Origin of the sequence: Brevundimonas lutea (assembly GCF_003704105.1) — a bacterium.
Classification (GTDB): Bacteria; Pseudomonadota; Alphaproteobacteria; order Caulobacterales; family Caulobacteraceae; genus Brevundimonas; species Brevundimonas lutea.
Window position 1 is genome coordinate 546,919 of the sequence record NZ_QUOQ01000003.1, and the last position, 14,170, is coordinate 561,088.

20 protein-coding genes are annotated in these 14,170 nt (G+C 69.2%); 6 read left to right on the forward strand and 14 right to left on the reverse strand.

The window, feature by feature from the left end; translation table 11 throughout:
* Nucleotides 1-111: 111 nt before the first annotated feature.
* The 10 genes from tolB to EES48_RS06650 form a co-directional block, all read right to left on the reverse strand.
* Nucleotides 112-1,485, reverse strand: a complete 1,374-nt coding sequence (tolB, locus tag EES48_RS06605; RefSeq protein WP_122465567.1) for a Tol-Pal system beta propeller repeat protein TolB — start codon at nucleotides 1,483-1,485, stop codon at nucleotides 112-114.
* 179 nt (nucleotides 1,486-1,664) lie between these two features.
* On the reverse strand, nucleotides 1,665-2,480 hold the full coding sequence (locus EES48_RS14810; protein ID WP_162998052.1) for a hypothetical protein: 816 nt from the start codon (nucleotides 2,478-2,480) through the stop codon (nucleotides 1,665-1,667).
* Between the two features lie 3 nt (nucleotides 2,481-2,483).
* Nucleotides 2,484-2,963, reverse strand: coding sequence for an ExbD/TolR family protein (locus EES48_RS06615; RefSeq protein WP_122465568.1), 480 nt, complete (start codon nucleotides 2,961-2,963; stop codon nucleotides 2,484-2,486).
* A gap of 3 nt (nucleotides 2,964-2,966) precedes the next feature.
* Nucleotides 2,967-3,722 (reverse strand): protein TolQ, encoded by a 756-nt coding sequence (gene tolQ / locus EES48_RS06620; RefSeq protein WP_122465569.1) that lies wholly within the window; start codon nucleotides 3,720-3,722, stop codon nucleotides 2,967-2,969.
* Nucleotides 3,723-3,849: 127 nt separating this feature from the next.
* Nucleotides 3,850-4,296: a YbgC/FadM family acyl-CoA thioesterase gene (locus tag EES48_RS06625; protein WP_122465570.1), complete on the reverse strand. Its 447-nt coding sequence runs from the start codon at nucleotides 4,294-4,296 to the stop codon at nucleotides 3,850-3,852.
* A complete protein-coding gene (locus EES48_RS06630) occupies nucleotides 4,293-4,679 on the reverse strand; it encodes a hypothetical protein (protein WP_122465732.1) in 387 nt (128 codons plus the stop codon). The genes EES48_RS06625 and EES48_RS06630 overlap by 4 nt, the downstream gene beginning before the upstream one ends.
* Before the next feature lie 59 nt (nucleotides 4,680-4,738).
* Nucleotides 4,739-5,773 carry a Holliday junction branch migration DNA helicase RuvB gene (ruvB, locus tag EES48_RS06635; RefSeq protein ID WP_122465571.1) on the reverse strand — a complete coding sequence of 345 codons (1,035 nt, stop codon included), beginning with the start codon at nucleotides 5,771-5,773 and terminating at the stop codon, nucleotides 4,739-4,741.
* Nucleotides 5,774-5,783: 10 nt separating this feature from the next.
* Complete coding sequence (gene ruvA, locus EES48_RS06640; protein WP_122465572.1) at nucleotides 5,784-6,401, reverse strand: Holliday junction branch migration protein RuvA; 618 nt, start codon at nucleotides 6,399-6,401, stop codon at nucleotides 5,784-5,786.
* Nucleotides 6,398-6,913, reverse strand: coding sequence for a crossover junction endodeoxyribonuclease RuvC (gene ruvC / locus EES48_RS06645; protein ID WP_122465573.1), 516 nt, complete (start codon nucleotides 6,911-6,913; stop codon nucleotides 6,398-6,400). The genes ruvA and ruvC overlap by 4 nt, the downstream gene beginning before the upstream one ends.
* Before the next feature lie 44 nt (nucleotides 6,914-6,957).
* On the reverse strand, nucleotides 6,958-7,668 hold the full coding sequence (locus EES48_RS06650) for an MgtC/SapB family protein (RefSeq protein WP_122465574.1): 711 nt from the start codon (nucleotides 7,666-7,668) through the stop codon (nucleotides 6,958-6,960).
* An 89-nt stretch (nucleotides 7,669-7,757) separates the two neighbouring features.
* Between EES48_RS06650 and EES48_RS06655 the strand changes: the two genes are divergently transcribed.
* A complete protein-coding gene (locus EES48_RS06655; protein ID WP_122465575.1) occupies nucleotides 7,758-8,453 on the forward strand; it encodes a hypothetical protein in 696 nt (231 codons plus the stop codon).
* 6 nt (nucleotides 8,454-8,459) lie between these two features.
* Here EES48_RS06655 and EES48_RS06660 read toward each other — a convergent pair whose 3' ends face one another.
* Complete coding sequence (locus tag EES48_RS06660; protein WP_122465576.1) at nucleotides 8,460-9,233, reverse strand: YebC/PmpR family DNA-binding transcriptional regulator; 774 nt, start codon at nucleotides 9,231-9,233, stop codon at nucleotides 8,460-8,462.
* Between the two features lie 111 nt (nucleotides 9,234-9,344).
* On the opposite strand from EES48_RS06660, the gene EES48_RS06665 reads away from it, so the two are divergent.
* Entirely contained in the window at nucleotides 9,345-9,551 is a 207-nt protein-coding gene (locus EES48_RS06665; RefSeq protein ID WP_240623247.1) for a hypothetical protein, read from the forward strand.
* Between the two features lie 45 nt (nucleotides 9,552-9,596).
* Here EES48_RS06665 and EES48_RS06670 read toward each other — a convergent pair whose 3' ends face one another.
* Nucleotides 9,597-9,821: a hypothetical protein gene (locus tag EES48_RS06670; protein WP_122465578.1), complete on the reverse strand. Its 225-nt coding sequence runs from the start codon at nucleotides 9,819-9,821 to the stop codon at nucleotides 9,597-9,599.
* 155 nt (nucleotides 9,822-9,976) lie between these two features.
* On the opposite strand from EES48_RS06670, the gene EES48_RS06675 reads away from it, so the two are divergent.
* From EES48_RS06675 to EES48_RS06690, 4 genes are all read left to right on the forward strand, one after another.
* Nucleotides 9,977-10,531: a hypothetical protein gene (locus tag EES48_RS06675; RefSeq protein WP_122465579.1), complete on the forward strand. Its 555-nt coding sequence runs from the start codon at nucleotides 9,977-9,979 to the stop codon at nucleotides 10,529-10,531.
* 73 nt (nucleotides 10,532-10,604) lie between these two features.
* Entirely contained in the window at nucleotides 10,605-11,762 is a 1,158-nt protein-coding gene (locus EES48_RS06680; protein WP_122465580.1) for an acyltransferase family protein, read from the forward strand.
* A 56-nt stretch (nucleotides 11,763-11,818) separates the two neighbouring features.
* Nucleotides 11,819-12,016 carry a hypothetical protein gene (locus EES48_RS06685; protein WP_122465733.1) on the forward strand — a complete coding sequence of 66 codons (198 nt, stop codon included), beginning with the start codon at nucleotides 11,819-11,821 and terminating at the stop codon, nucleotides 12,014-12,016.
* 131 nt (nucleotides 12,017-12,147) lie between these two features.
* Nucleotides 12,148-12,507, forward strand: a complete 360-nt coding sequence (locus tag EES48_RS06690; protein ID WP_122465581.1) for a DUF6481 family protein — start codon at nucleotides 12,148-12,150, stop codon at nucleotides 12,505-12,507.
* Between the two features lie 3 nt (nucleotides 12,508-12,510).
* Here the strand turns inward: EES48_RS06690 and EES48_RS06695 are convergent, their stop codons facing one another.
* Complete coding sequence (locus tag EES48_RS06695; protein ID WP_122465582.1) at nucleotides 12,511-13,059, reverse strand: methylated-DNA--[protein]-cysteine S-methyltransferase; 549 nt, start codon at nucleotides 13,057-13,059, stop codon at nucleotides 12,511-12,513.
* Nucleotides 13,043-14,107 carry a bifunctional transcriptional activator/DNA repair enzyme AdaA gene (locus tag EES48_RS06700; RefSeq protein ID WP_240623248.1) on the reverse strand — a complete coding sequence of 355 codons (1,065 nt, stop codon included), beginning with the start codon at nucleotides 14,105-14,107 and terminating at the stop codon, nucleotides 13,043-13,045. Before EES48_RS06700 ends, EES48_RS06695 begins: the two co-directional genes overlap by 17 nt.
* Nucleotides 14,108-14,170 lie beyond the last annotated feature (63 nt).

Below are 14,170 nucleotides of genomic sequence, written 5' to 3' on the forward strand. Positions count from 1 at the left end.
TCTCCAGTCAGGAAGCTTGGCTGTAGATGCTCGATATCAGGCCGCCGGCGGGCCGCCAGTCCCGATAACGCAGTCTTGACCGTTTCGGCTCCGTCCGTGATCGAACACAGGTCAGCTGGGGCAGGAATCCGGGCTCTGGCCCAGACCCAGATTGGCCGGGGGCGGGTCCAGCAGCGGCGACCAGCTGGGGTCGCCGGCCGAGCCGGCATACGCCGCCTGGCCTACGACGCGTCCGGTGACATCCACGGTCCAGAGCCGGGTTCCCCCACCGCGCTCCTGACGCGCGAACATGATGTAGCGGCCATTAGGGGCCCACGACGGACCCTCCTCGAAATAGCTGGACGACAGGATGCGCTCGCCGCCGCCGCCGGAGTCCATCACCCCGATGTGGAAACGGCCGCCCTGCTGCTTGGTGAAGGCGATCAGATTGCCGCTGGGGCTCCAGGCCGGGGCGGTGTAGCTGCCGCCACCGCGCGAGATCGGCCGCTGGCCCGAGCCGTCGGAGCGCATCACATAGAGCCTCGCCGTGCCGGAGCGATCCGAGGTGAAGACCAGTTGGGAGCCGTCCGGGCTGAACGACGGCGAGGTGTCGATGCCGGGGTCCGAGGTCAGGCGCGAGAGCTGACGCGAGCGCAGGTCCATCACATAGACGTCGGTGTTGCCGCCGCGAATGATGGAAAAGGCGATCTTGGATCCGTCGGGCGAGAAGCGCGGCGCCAGCAATTGGCCCTCGAACTCGCCCAGGCTCTCGCGCCGGCCGGTGTTCAGGTTCAGCAGATAGATGCGCGAATAGTCCGGTCCCAGCGCCACATAGGTGATCTCGTTCGAATTCGACGAGAAGCGGGGCGTCAGGATCAGCTCGTTGGAATCCTGGCTCAGCGGCGTCGGGCTGTAGCCGTCCTGATCCATGATCGCCAGGCGGCTGGTGCGGTCCTCGCCCTCCCCGCCCTCGATGGTGAAGACCACGCGGGTGTCGAAATAGCCGGGCTCGCCGGTCAGGCGCTGATAGACGACATCGGAAATCTTGTGCGCGACCCGGCGCCAGTTCTCCCCCGTGGCGGTGAAGCTGAAGCCGACCAGCTGGCACTGGCGATAGGGATCATAGAGGCGGAACCCCACCCGCGTACGCCCATCCGGCCCCTGCTCGGCCGAGCCGTAAAGCACTGCCTGGGCGCCGATGTTGGTCCACAGGGGGAAGTTCGGCTGGTTCTGAACCGTCAGGCCGGTCTCGATGAAGCTGGCCGGATTGATCGGCTCGAAAAAGCCGGAGCGGCGCAGGTTGCCCGAGATCACCTCGGAGATCTGCGACCCGTTCGGCCCCGAGAACGGCGCGATGGCGATCTGGTAAGGGCGCAGCACGCCTTCGGAGATCTCGACCTCGACTGGCGGCCCTGAGGTCGCTGGCGGCGGCGGTGTCTGAGCCTGAGCGATCAGCGGCGTCAGCGACGCAACGGCGACGCCGGCGAGCAGTCGGTTCAGGCGCATGAATATCTCCCGATGGAAAGCGAGGTCGAAACGGTCTTATCGCCAGACGGCTCCCCGAAGGCCAGCCTAGACCTTGCGGGTCATTGGGGCGACTTTGGGGTGAACTCGATGACTGCTGCGGATCCCGGGCGGCATGCCACATGTGCCGATCCGCACGGAGCGCAGCGGTCAAATCTTCGTCAACGATTGGCGCAAGCGCGCTCAGTGTTGAAAGTTGGTCGGTATGCGCCGCCGGGGAAGTCTGACGGCACATTGAAGGGCGCCGTGCGGCGCAACGCCCGGATCGCCTCGTCGGCGGCAGCGCGGTAAACCCCGTCGGATCGCGGTGACACCAGCGTCGGACCCGACGTGATTCTTCCGGTAGGCGAAAGGGTCACATCCATCACGATCCGAAGTTCGTTCCCGCCCGGCACATCACAGGTCGGGCCGATGTTCCAGTTGGGGTAAACCTGATTGAAGATCGCAGTGATCTGCGCCCCCGTCGCCCGCGCCGCCTGCCCGGCCCCCCGATCGCCGGTCGCCTCGCGCGGCGGGGCCTTGCGGGGCGGCCCGGCGAGGGAGCCGAGGTCGAGACCGGGATCCTCGCGCGGCGCGGCCTTGCGGGGCGGCGTCTCCTGGCGAGGCGGCGTGGGGCGAGGCTGGGGCCGCGGTGGGGTCGGACGCGCCTTCTCGGCCGGTCGCGGCGTGGGTGTCGGCGCGGGCGCGGTCTTGCGCGCGGGGGTGGGCGTGGGGCGCGGCGCGGGGGTCGGCTCCGGCGGCGTGGGTTCGGGCGGCGTCGGGGCCGGGTCGGGCACGGTTTCGGCCTCGACCACCTCGTCAGCCGGATTGTCGGCGGGCGCGGCGGCGATCTCGACATCCGAGACGATCGACACCGGCACGGAGGAAATCTTCAGCTCCTGGCGCTCGTCTTCCGACGGCCATGACAACAGGGCGAGCCCGATCAGGGCGCCGTGCAGCGCGATCGATCCCGCCGTGGCCAGGCCCCGCTTCGCCATGGATCAGCCGGTCGCTCCGCGCAGACCGCCTTCGCCCGTCGGGGCCGTGTCGGTGACCAGGTTCATCTTGGTGAAGCCCGCCGCCGAGAGCCGCGCCATCACCCGCGCCACCGCCTGATAGGGCGCGGCCCCGTCGGCGCGCACGAACACCGGCCGGTCGGTGGCGTTGTCGCCGCCGTCGGCCGAAACACGGCCGATTAGGTCGTCGTAGCTGGTCTCGCTCTCGCCGACGAAGATGGTGCCGATCCGGTCGATCGAGACGCTGATCGGCTCATTGTCCGTCTCGATGGCGGACGCGTCCGTCTGAGGCAGCTCGACCGGCACGCCGACGGTCAGCAGCGGCGCCGAGATCATGAAGATGATCAGCAGCACCAGCATCACATCGACCAGCGGCGTGACATTGATCTCGCTGAGCGGCCGCTTCTTGGGACGTCTGCGGCCGCGCACATGGCCGCCGCCCGCGGCCCCGCCTCCGAGCGCCATGGCCTAGTAGCTCCGGTTCAGCTGGAAGTCGGATGGCGGCGGGGGCGGAGGCGGCGCCGCGTTCGGGCTGCCCAGACGCCGCGCCACGGCGGATTGAAGGTCGTCGGCGAAGCTCTCGAGCCGGCCCGTGAACTTGCCCGCGTCGATCGAGAACTTGTTGTAGGCCATATAGGCCGGGATCGCCGCCGCCAGACCGATGGCCGTGGCGAACAGGGCCTCGGCGATGGCCGGCGCCACGGTCGTCAGATTGGTGTTGCCGGCCGAGGCGATGGCGGAAAAGGCGTTCATGATGCCCCACACCGTGCCGAACAGGCCGATGAAGGGCGAGGCGGTGGCGACCACCGACAGAACGCCCAGACCGTTCTCGATGCGTTGGCTTTCGCGCGCGATCAGGGCGTCCAGCGAGCGATCGATGCGCGAGATCAGCAGGTTCGACTGCGTGTCGGTCAGGGGCCCTCGCGCCCGGGTCTCCTTCCACTCCGACAGCGCCAGCACCAGCATGCGCGGCAAGGGGTGCGCCGGATCCGGCCCGGCCTGGGCCGCGATCTCCTCCAGCGACCGTCCCGAACCGATGGCGCGTTCGAACTCGTTGGCTTCCCGGTTCAAGCCGAAGAACCGCACCGACTTGTCCAAGATCACCGCCCAGGACCACAGGGAGGCGATGACCAGGCCGATCATCACCAGCTTCACGACGATATCGGCCGTCATGAACAGGGTGATCGGGTTCAGCAGCGAATGGGCGGCGGCGGGTTCGACCATCGGGGCCTCGTCAGGGAGAACGGGAATCGCGGGGCTAGCGGGACTGTGAGACCGGCCGCCCGTGGCGATAGTAGGGCGGGGAGGCCGCCGGTGGGTTAACCACGCCCCAGCTTCGCCGCAAGCCCGGTCACGTCTCCGTCAGCCATGGCTTGACCGCCGCGACCAAAGCCCGCGTCGGCCGTCGCGGACGGCCGTCCAGATGGATGCAGACGGCGGTGACCTCGGCGCGGCACAGCGCTTCCCCGCCGCGCTCGATGACCTGGTCGATCAGCAGGCGCGGTCCCTTGATGGCGCGATAACGGGTCCGCACGATCAGGGCGTCGTCGATCCGGGCGGGCTTCAGATAGGTCAGGTTCAGCGTCGCCAGCACGAAGGCCATCGGCTGATCGCCGGCCAGTAGCTCAGCGTGGCCGATACCGACGGCCCTCAGGAAATCCGAACGCCCGCGCTCGAAGAACCGCACATAGCTGCCGTGATAGACCAGGCCGGTGAAGTCGGTGTCCTCGTAATAGACCCGGACCGGCAGCAGATGGTCCTGGCCGTCGAACCCTCCAGCGGTCGGCTGATCGCTCAAGACGCCGCTCCCGCCGCGTTCTTGGGCGGCGCCGGGAAACTGGGGCAGTCGCTGCGCACCATGGCGTTGAACTCGTCCGGCAAAGGGTCGTTGGCCAACAGCATGCGGTTCGGGCGCGACACGAAACCCTGCGCCTCCCGCTGTCCTCTCACGCCGACATAGCCGCACAAGGTTCGGCCTGCCCCGGCCTCCAGCAGTCGAACCTCGGCGCGCGGCCCCAGCTGCTCACGCGCCTGACGCAGCACCCGCGTCGAACCCGCCTCGCCTATCGGCCCCACGGCGTCATCCGAGGCGACCCGCCAAAGCACCAGCCCGCCCAGCATCAGCACCGCCGCGCCCAGCACGGCGATCATCCGCTCGGTCCGAATGCGTCGCGCGCTCATGGCTCCCTCGTCGGATGTCCGCCGAGGCAGCATGCCGGGCTTCGCCGATCCGCGAAACCCTACTTTCCAGCGAAAAGATCGCCGTCTCGCGCCGGTTGAGGCGGGGCGGTCAGGCCCAGGTGTTCGTAGGCCCGGGCACAGGCCATGCGGCCGCGCGGGGTGCGCTGGATGAAGCCTTGTTGCAGCAGATAGGGCTCGATCACGTCCTCGACGGCGTCGCGGGCCTCGGCGATCGCCGCCGCCAGGGTGTCCATGCCCACTGGCCCGCCGCCATAGTTCTCGATCAGGGCCTTGAGGAAGCGGCGGTCGTTGGCGTCCAGACCGGCCTCGTCGATCTCCAGCCGGCTCAGCGCGCGGGCGGCGACCACGCGGTCGATCACGGCCGCGCCTTCCGCGTCGGCGAAATCGCGCACCCGGCGAAGCAGGCGGCCGGCCACGCGCGGCGTTCCCCGCGAGCGCCCGGCGATCTCGGTCGCGCCCTCGTCATTGATCGCCGCGCCCATCTTGCGCGCCGTGCCGGTGATGACCCGCACCAGCTCCTCGGCCGAATAGAACTCCAGCCTCAGGGGAATGCCGAACCGGTCCCTCAATGGCGTGGCCAACAGGCCCGCCCGCGTCGTCGCCCCGACCAGGGTGAAGGGCGCCAGGTCGATCCGCACCGACCGCGCCGACGGCCCCTCGCCGATGATCAGGTCCAGCACATGGTCCTCCATGGCCGGATAGAGGATCTCCTCCACCGCCGGGGCCAGCCGGTGAATCTCGTCGATGAACAGGACGTCGCGCGGCTCCAGATTGGTCAGGATCGCCGCCAGGTCGCCGGCCTTGGCCAGGATCGGCCCGGACGTGGCCCGAAACCCGACGCCCAGCTCACGCGCCACGATCTGGGCCAGGGTCGTCTTGCCCAGTCCCGGCGGTCCGAACAGCAGCACATGGTCCAGCGCCTCGCCCCGCCCGCGCGCGGCCTCGATGAATACCTTGAGATTGGCCTTGGCCTGCGGCTGGCCGACGAAATCGGCCAGGGTCTGGGGCCTCAACGCGCGGTCATAAGTCTCGCCCGGAGCCGATTCGCCGGAGACGATGCGGTCGTCGGTCATGCCGTCGCCCTCACCGCCCCAGCTCCTGCAAGCCGGCGCGGATCACGGCCGAGAGGTCGGCGTCGTCGCCGAGCCTCATCAGCGCATGATCCACCGCCCGGCGAGCATTGGCTTCCGGCACGCCCAGCCCCAGCAGCGCCGACACCGCCTCGCCCGTGATGCTGGGCGCCGGGGGCGCGACCTCGGTGTGGACGCCCGGCGCGGTCGGCGAGAACGTCCCGTCGCCGATGGGCTTGTCCTTCAGTTCGGTGACGATGCGCAGCGCCAGTTTCGGCCCCACGCCGTTGGCGCGGCCGACCGCCGCCTTGTCCTCGCGCGCCACGGCCTGGGCCAGCTCGCCGGGCGGCAGCACGTCCAGCACGCTCAGCGCCGCCTTCGGGCCCACGCCCTGAATGGCCAGAAGCTGGGTGAAGGCGCGGCGCTCGTCGCGGGTCAGGAAGCCGTACAGGCGCGGGCCGTTGTCCTGGCTCCACTGGCTCTCGACATGCAGGGTGGCCTCGTCGCCCGGCGCCGGCAGTCGCTGCAACGTGCGCGCCCCGCACACCACCACATAGCCGACGCCGCCGCAGTCGATCAGGCAGTCGCCCTCCCCCACCTCGACCAGCACCCCGCGCAACCGCCCGATCATGCCGCCATGCCCCGGGAGCGCCGCAAATTCGCATGGGTGATCGCCACGGCCAGGGCGTCAGCGGCGTCCGCCGTCACCTCTCCGGCTTGGGGCAGCAGCCTGCGCACCATGAAGGCGATCTGGCTCTTGTCGGCGTGACCGGCCCCGACCACGGCCTTCTTGATCAGATTGGGCGCATATTCCGCCACGCTGAGCCCGCACTTCGCCGGGGCCAGCATCACCGCCGCCCGGGCGTGGCCCAGTTTCAGGGTCGAGGACGGGTTCATGTTGACGAACACTTCCTCCACCGCCGCCTCGTCGCAGGCATGGGCGACGCAGATCTCAGCCAGCGCCTCCATCAGATGCAGCAGCCGCTGGGCGAAGGGGGCGCGCTCGTCCGGCGCCACCACCCCGTGCGCGATCCAGCGCAGACGCGAGCCCTCGCAGGCGATCACACCCCAGCCGGTGCGCCTCAGGCCGGGGTCGAGGCCGAGGATGCGGCTCGCCCCGCTTGGAATCAGAGTGTTCGCCATCCGTTCCCTTCTGCCCCAAAGAGGGTTAGCGAACAATGACCGGCTCAGTCGTCGCGCGGCGCCAGGGTGTAGCCGGTGACCGAGGGGATGGCGGCCAGCCGATCGGCCAGACGCTGCAGATCGCCGTCGCCCGCGACCTTCAGCTTCCAGGTATGGCTGACGATCCGGCCATCATCGGCCAGGGCCATGCGGGTGGCGGTCGGATGGGGATCCAGCTCGCATAGAGCCTCACGAACCTCGGCCAGGGGCGAGTCGCCTTCACGCGACCAGCTCGCCTCCGCGTCAATCACCTGTCGGGCGGGCAGCCGCACGCTGATCAGCCGCAGGCCGACCAGAATCAGGGCCGTCACCACCGTCCCCAAGGCGCCCAGCGCGTACATCCCGGCCCCGAACAGAATACCGAGCGACGACGTCACCCAGACGCTCGCCGCCGTGGTCAGCCCGTGGATCGAAAACCCGGTGCGGAAGATCACGCCGGCGCACAGGAAGCCGATGCCGGTCAGGATACCGTGCGCCATGCGCGTCGGATCAGTGACGATGTTCTCGTCCGGCAGGGCGCGAAAGGCCCAGTCCGCCTGACTCATCGCCGCCTGCATCAACAGGGCCGAGGCCAGGCAAACCAGGATGTGGGTGCGAAAGCCAGCCGCCCGGCCGCGCCATTCCCGCTCCAGGCCGATCAAGCCGCCGGCGATGATGGCGCCGATCATCGGCCACAGCTCAGGCAGGGTCAGGGTGTTCAGGTCATTGCCGGTCATCGCCACGGCAACGGTTGGCCGTATGCGGATGTTCCGGCCGCCACCCGGCGTCGATTGTCGCACGGCGCGCGACGAGGCACAGTGCGGGCATGGCGCGTCCGATCCACTCGCTGAGCCTGACTATCGCCGCCCTGGTCGCCCTGACCGCCTGCGATCGAGCGCCTGCGCCGACCGAACCCGCGCCTCCCGCCGTTGGCGCCGTCGCCTCACCGGACACGCCCCAGGCAGGTTTCACGGCGCGCTGCCTGGAAACCGCGACCCAATCCGACCGGAACGCCGCTCGCGCGGCTTGCGACGCCCGATGGTCAGACGTCGAGGCGGCCCGCCCTCTCGCTCGCTCCCTGCTGGCGTTGTTTCGCGGCGGCGACGCGCCGGGCGTCGATCCCAATACGATCTCGGCGCGGATGAGCCAGATCGACTGGAACGCGCCCCGCGCCGAGGATGCGGTGCGCAGCGGCATGCTGGGCGATCTGTCCATCGATGTTCTCGCCAGCCCGCGCGGCCGACTTCGCGTCCGTTCGTCCGGCGCAAATCTGGATGTGGTCGAGGCTCTCCGCGCCGAGGGCGCGGGTGTCACCCCGGTGGCCTGCCACGGCGGCGCCGAGCCCGCCTCCGTCTATCGCGTGGAGCGCCGCGACCACACAGCCTTCGCCATCACCGTGGCGCGGCCGCCGCAAGGCCGGGGTTTCAATCGCCTGACGGTGGACGCCGACGGGAGGATCCCCATCCTGGCGCGGTTGCGCGCCGAGGAGCCCGACCTGGACTGGACCGCCGAGGACTGCTGAGCGCGATCAGCCCGCGTACTTGGCCGCGTCCTCGTCCGAGACGTCCTCATTGGAGTAGACCGACGACACGTCGTCTTCGGCGTCCAGCGCGTCGAGCAGCTTGAACAGGGTGCCGACGGCGTCGCCGGTCACCGGAACGTCCGACTGCGGCTTCCACACGATGGCTGTGGACTTGGGATCGCCCAGAACCTTGGACATGGCCTCGGCCACCTCGTTCAGGTCCTCGAAGGCGGTCCAGATCGTGTGACCCGGCGCGTCTTCGTAGATGTCCGGTTTTTCCAGATCGCTCTCGACGTCCTGGGCGCCCGCCTCGATGGCGGCCTCCATGATGGCGTCCTCGCTGCCCGCTTCGGCGGGATAGATGATCTTGCCGACACGGTCCCACATGAAGGCGACTGAGTTCATCTCGCCCAGCTGCCCGCCGTTCTTGGAGAAGGCGGCGCGGATGTTGGATCCGGCGCGATTGCGGTTGTCGGTCAGGGCCTCGACGATGATGCCGACGCCGCCGGGGCCACGCCCCTCGTAGCGGATTTCCTCCATCGTATCGGCGTCGCCCGAAGTCGCCTTATTGATGGCCCGCTGGATGACGTCCTTGGGCAAGCTCTCGGCCTTGGCGTTGTTGACCGCCAGGCGCAGGCGCGGGTTCATCGCCGGGTCGGGCATGCCCGACTTCGCCGCCACGGTGATGTCGCGCGACAGCTTGGAGAACAGCTTGGAGCGCGCGGCGTCGGCGCGACCCTTGCGGTGCATGATGTTCTTGAACTTGGAATGGCCAGCCATGGAATCCCGCGGACGTCTAGGAGTGTCGGTGGGCGCGGGGTCTAGCGCAGCCTCGGCGGCCTGTCACCACGGGGCCGGAACCGCCGCGCTTGCCGGGGATTTCAGGAGGCGATGCAATCGCGAGGAACCGCCATGGGCGCCGAAGAAGCTCTGTACGACGACGACGATCTGGACGAGGCCGACATCGTCGAGTGGTACGAGGCGCGGCCGATGACGGTGTCGACGGCCGTGGCCACCGGTTCGATCATCGGCGCCTTCGCGCTCGGCGTCCTCACGGCCGTCGGCGCGCTCGCCCTGATGGGCCATTTCGACGATTGATGAGACGAGGCGCGCCGACCCCGGGTCCGGCGCGCCTGTTCCAGCTCAGATCTGCGGGTCGTTCGTCTCGGGCTGCTGACCCTGGACGGCGGTGTTGCGCTCCACACCCTCGTCGGTGTCGATCTCGTCATCGAAGTCTTCAACGCCGGGATCACGCTGTGCCTGTAGCTCACGCTCACCCAAGCCCAGCCCCTGTTCGCGGGCTTGGGTGGTTTTGATCTCATCAGTCTCGAATTGGGGGGTTTCGGCGTCTCGGGGAGTGTCGGTCATGGGGTTTATCCTGGCGCCCCGCGCCCAATGCGCGTCGGCTCCGGTGCAACCGGCGGCGCCTTTGGCGGTTCCATGTCGCCTCTTCGCCCTCGCCTACACACCCGTGCCGCCATGCCGCGTTGCGGCGCACGCAGGGGCCTTCTAGGGTCCGGAGCATGAAGCGTTTCGCGCCCCTCGCCCTGCTGCTGCTGGCCTCCGCCTGTTCGGAAGCGCCGCGGCCGGCCGATCAGACCCCGGCCGCCGAAACCGCCGCTCCCGAGGCCGCGACCACGCGGGTCGCCCTGGCTCTGGACCAGGAAGGGCTGCGCGCCGTGAATGTCGAGAGCGGATCGACGGTCCTGGTGGCCTTCGACCAGCCCGAGGCCCAGACGGTCGCCCTGGTCAGCCGCGCGCTGGGCGATGATCCGGCCGAGATCGGGGTCAACAGCGACTGCGGCGCGGGGCCGCTGAACTTCGCCAGCTGGGACGACGGCCTGACGTTATGGAGCCATGAGGGCCGCTTCGTCGGCTGGGCGGTGAACCGCGAAGGCCCGACCACCATGGGCGGCATCGGCGTCGGCTCCAGCCGCGCCCAGATCGACGAGAGCCTGGTCGCCGAGTTCAGCCACGGCTCCATGGGCAAGCAGTTCAAGTCCGGAAATCTGCACGGCGTCCTGCACGATGGCCGCGTGGCCCACATGTGGGCCGGGGTCAGCTGTAACTTCGGCTGAGGCGACTGTCCCGATCCGGGCGGCCCAGCCCTTGCTTCAGAACGCTTGAACAAAGCCTCAGGAGCGGCCAACCGTGGCCTTCACCGCCCTAACGACCCGAAATGAACCGCCGCCGATCGCGCGCGGCGGATGGCTGGACGCGCTGCGCTTCATCGTCGCGGCGCTGATCATCCTGCATCATTTCCAGGGCGCGGGGCCGATCGCCCTGGCCGAGGGTCTGCACCCGGCGTTCGAACACTCCGGCTTTCTGCTGACCAACTTCTTCATCATCGATTCCGGCTACGTCCTGATGCGGGTCTACGGCCGCTCGGTCGGGGCCGGGCGGATGTCCCATTTTGACTTCTTCCTGAAGCGCGCCCTCAGGGTCTGGCCGGCCCACCTGATCATGGGGCTCAGCCTGATCGTCCTGGTCGGCGCGGCGACCCTGGCCGGCCAACCGCCTCGGAATCCCGAGTGGTTCCAGTGGGATCAGCTGCCTGCCCAGCTCGCCCTGGTCCAGTCGTTCGGCGTGCATGGAGGATTGGGCTGGAACGCGCCGTCCTGGTCGATTTCCGGGTTGATCGGCTGCTATCTCCTGTTCCCGTTCATCCTGCGCGGCGTGACGAAGCTGGGTCCCTGGACCGCCCTGATCGGCATGATCGCGTTGTATCTCGCCATCAATCAGCTGTGCTGGACCTTCCTCGGCTATCCCGTGTGGCAGATGCCGATGCACTACGGCTTCATCCGCATCCTGCCGCTGTTCGTGCTGGGCATGACCCTGGCATGGTTCGCTCAGAAGGTCTGGATAAACCCGCGTGTTGCCGGCTGGGTCGGCGTCGCCGCGGCGGCGGGCTTCTTCGCGCTCCAGGCCTTCGACAAGCACGCTCTGCTTTCGCTGGTCTGCATCAGCCTGATCATCCTGGCCGCCGGCGCGGTGCCGGTGCGGCGACCGTCCAAGCTGGTCGAGCGCGCCGCGCTGGTGTCCTTCTCCATGTTCATCACCAATGAGGTGGTGCGCATCTGGTGGTTCGGCTTCGGCAACATCGCCATCGACCGGCTGAACCTGTCCGAGAGCGTGCAGTGGGCCATCTGGGGCGCGGGGGTGCTGGCCGCCTTCGCCTTCGCCTGGGCTTATCACCACCTGATCGACGCTCCGATGCAGGACCGGATCAAGGCCTGGCTCAAGTCTCGCGCGCTGCGCCGCGGGCGGATCGCCCGGATCACCCAGCCGGTCGTGTCGCTGGAGGGATGAGCCGGAACCGCCAAGCTGTGCCGGCGTTCCTGAGCCACACTGTTCAGGAGGGTCTCATGGTCTCGAAACACAAGCGTGACGCGGTCTTCGCCGTCGCCATCCTCACCGTGGCGCTGGGCGCCTCGGCCTGCGGCCGCACCATGGAGCAACGGGCCGCCACCGGCGCGCTCGGTGGCGCCGTGGTCGGTGGTCCGGTCGGCGCGGCCGTCGGCGGCGCGGCCGGCGCGGTGGTCGGCAAGGCCCGCGGCGAGTAACCCCCAACAGCCCGCGATCTTGATCGCGAGCTCGGAAAGCCCTAAGTCAAGGCCGCTCGGGCGACCCTCGGTCACCGGGCGGCCTCCGCACATCCGTCAAACATCGGCGCACGCTGCGCCAGCAAGGACCCATGAGAGACCTCAAGCAAACCGGCTTCACTGATCGCCTGTCCGCCCAAGCCGAGGCCAAGAAGGCCCTGCTCGCGAAGTTCAAGCCGAAGCCAACGGTCACGGATCCGGAATTCGACAAACTTGCTGAAAAGCGCGCGGCTGAAAAGGAAGAGCTCCGTCGCCAGCACGAGCTCGCTAAGGCTGAGCAGCGCCGCGAGAAGGCCGAATCCGAAGCCGCCAAAATGGCTGTCCAACAGGCTGCTCAGGACGCCATCGAAGCCGAGAAGCGCGCCGCTCGCAAGGAGCGCAAGCAGCTCACCAAGGAAGAACAGAAGGCCAAGCGCGACGCCCGCTACGCCGCCCGCAAGGCGCGCCGCTAGGGTTCAGGCCGCCACGCGCCGCTCCGCCCATCGGCGCTCGTGGTCGAGCAGCCAGCGCTTGCGTTCGACTCCGCCGGCATAGCCGGTGAGCGCCCCAGACTTGCCGATGACCCGGTGACAGGGAACGATGATGCCTACGGGGTTCGAGCCGTTGGCCAGACCGACCGCCCGCACCGCCGTCGGCCGGCCGATGCGGGCCGCCAACCCGGCGTAGCTGTCGGTCTCGCCCACCCGGATCTCGGTGAGGGCGCGCCAGACGGACCGCTGGAAGTCCGTTCCGCCCGTGGCCCAGTGAACCGTCGACAAGGCCCCGGCCTCGCCGGCGAAGTATCGCTCCAGCACCACTACAATTTCAGCGGGCGGCGCACCGGCGACCAGCGGCGTCGCGCCGTAGTGCAGCCGCATCAGCCGCCGCGTGCGGGACTCAAAATCGGCGAAGTCCAGGGCGCGAACCACGCCGGCCTCGTCGGTGACCAGCAACATGGCCCCCAGCGGCCCGTCGAGGCGGGTCAGGATCAGGGTTTCAGGCGTGTCATCATGCCGCGCGGTCATGGCGGGTCTCCGGGAAAATTGTCAGGGGATCTATGTCGGCGGCGGCAAGATGGGCCAGGGCATAGCCTCGCCAGGGCCGCCAGCTCTCTGCGCGCGCGATCAGGACGTCGTCAGTCGGGTCGGGCAGCCGATCCGAGGCGGGCGCATCCGGCTGATCCCAGTCCCCAACCACCCTGAGCCCCGGCCGCGCAGCCACCAGCGGCGCCAGCGCGGGATCGCGCGCCAGATCGGCGGCGATGGCGTCGGGGTCGGCCGCCAGGTCGAGCACCCGCCGCACCCGCGCCAGCACGCCCGGCAGTCCGCTCAGCCTGTCGATCCGGAACCGAGCCTCAAGGTGGCCCGGACCACGAGGGACCACCGCCACCTCCCCCGCTCCCTCCGCCTCGTCGAATGAGCGAAGCCAAACTCCCGCCGCAACGCGCTCGCCGTGCGCTTGCAGCGCCGCCAGTATGGCAGGCCAGTCGTAGGGCTCGCGCACGGCCAGGCTCAGCACGATCGGCGCATCCGCCGACCGCTCGCCGGCCCGTCGCCGCCTCAGCGCAGCGGGTGGTCGTCCATACAAGTGCTGGAAGGTCTCGTTGAAACGTCGCACGCTGCCGAAACCGGAAGCCAGCGCCACTTCGGCCATCGGCAGGTCGCTGTCGTGGATCAGTTGTTTGGCCAGCAGCACCCGCCGGGTCTGGGCCACACTGACCGGCGCGGCGCCCAGGTGTTTGCGGAACAGTCGCCTGAGATGCCGCTCCCCGACCCCCAGCCGTCCGGCCAGGGCTCCGACGTCACCGCCATCCAGCGCGCCCTGCTCGATCAGGGCCAGGGCCCGCGACACCGTATTCGACGTGCCCCGCCACGCCCCGAGTTCCGGCGCCGTCTCCGGCCGGCAGCGCAGACAGGCGCGAAATCCGGCCTCCTCCGCCCCCGCCGCGCTGGCGAAGAAGCGCATGTTGGCGGCCTTGGGCGTCCGCGCCGGGCAGATGGGGCGACAGTAGATGCCGGTCGAGGTCACCCCGGTGAAGAACCGGCCGTCCCACCGCGGGTCGCGCGCGATCACGGCCCTCAGGCAAGTCTCGAAGGGGGGAAGCGACGCGTCCATGGCCCAGAGGATGCGCCGCCT

Coding starts and splice junctions, on each gene's coding strand:
- EES48_RS06655 (WP_122465575.1), top strand. CDS start 7,758: ATGGCGCGTCCGATCCACTCGCTGAGCCTGACTATCGCCGCCCTGGTC.
- tolB (WP_122465567.1), bottom strand. CDS start 1,485: ATGCGCCTGAACCGACTGCTCGCCGGCGTCGCCGTTGCGTCGCTGACG.
- EES48_RS06695 (WP_122465582.1), bottom strand. CDS start 13,059: ATGACCGCGCGGCATGATGACACGCCTGAAACCCTGATCCTGACCCGC.
- tolQ (WP_122465569.1), bottom strand. CDS start 3,722: ATGGTCGAACCCGCCGCCGCCCATTCGCTGCTGAACCCGATCACCCTG.
- EES48_RS06685 (WP_122465733.1), top strand. CDS start 11,819: ATGGTCTCGAAACACAAGCGTGACGCGGTCTTCGCCGTCGCCATCCTC.
- ruvC (WP_122465573.1), bottom strand. CDS start 6,913: ATGGCGAACACTCTGATTCCAAGCGGGGCGAGCCGCATCCTCGGCCTC.
- EES48_RS14810 (WP_162998052.1), bottom strand. CDS start 2,480: ATGGCGAAGCGGGGCCTGGCCACGGCGGGATCGATCGCGCTGCACGGC.
- ruvB (WP_122465571.1), bottom strand. CDS start 5,773: ATGACCGACGACCGCATCGTCTCCGGCGAATCGGCTCCGGGCGAGACT.
- EES48_RS06670 (WP_122465578.1), bottom strand. CDS start 9,821: ATGACCGACACTCCCCGAGACGCCGAAACCCCCCAATTCGAGACTGAT.
- EES48_RS06665 (WP_240623247.1), top strand. CDS start 9,345: ATGCAATCGCGAGGAACCGCCATGGGCGCCGAAGAAGCTCTGTACGAC.
- EES48_RS06690 (WP_122465581.1), top strand. CDS start 12,148: ATGAGAGACCTCAAGCAAACCGGCTTCACTGATCGCCTGTCCGCCCAA.
- EES48_RS06615 (WP_122465568.1), bottom strand. CDS start 2,963: ATGGCGCTCGGAGGCGGGGCCGCGGGCGGCGGCCATGTGCGCGGCCGC.
- EES48_RS06650 (WP_122465574.1), bottom strand. CDS start 7,668: ATGACCGGCAATGACCTGAACACCCTGACCCTGCCTGAGCTGTGGCCG.
- EES48_RS06630 (WP_122465732.1), bottom strand. CDS start 4,679: ATGAGCGCGCGACGCATTCGGACCGAGCGGATGATCGCCGTGCTGGGC.
- EES48_RS06675 (WP_122465579.1), top strand. CDS start 9,977: ATGAAGCGTTTCGCGCCCCTCGCCCTGCTGCTGCTGGCCTCCGCCTGT.
- ruvA (WP_122465572.1), bottom strand. CDS start 6,401: ATGATCGGGCGGTTGCGCGGGGTGCTGGTCGAGGTGGGGGAGGGCGAC.
- EES48_RS06660 (WP_122465576.1), bottom strand. CDS start 9,233: ATGGCTGGCCATTCCAAGTTCAAGAACATCATGCACCGCAAGGGTCGC.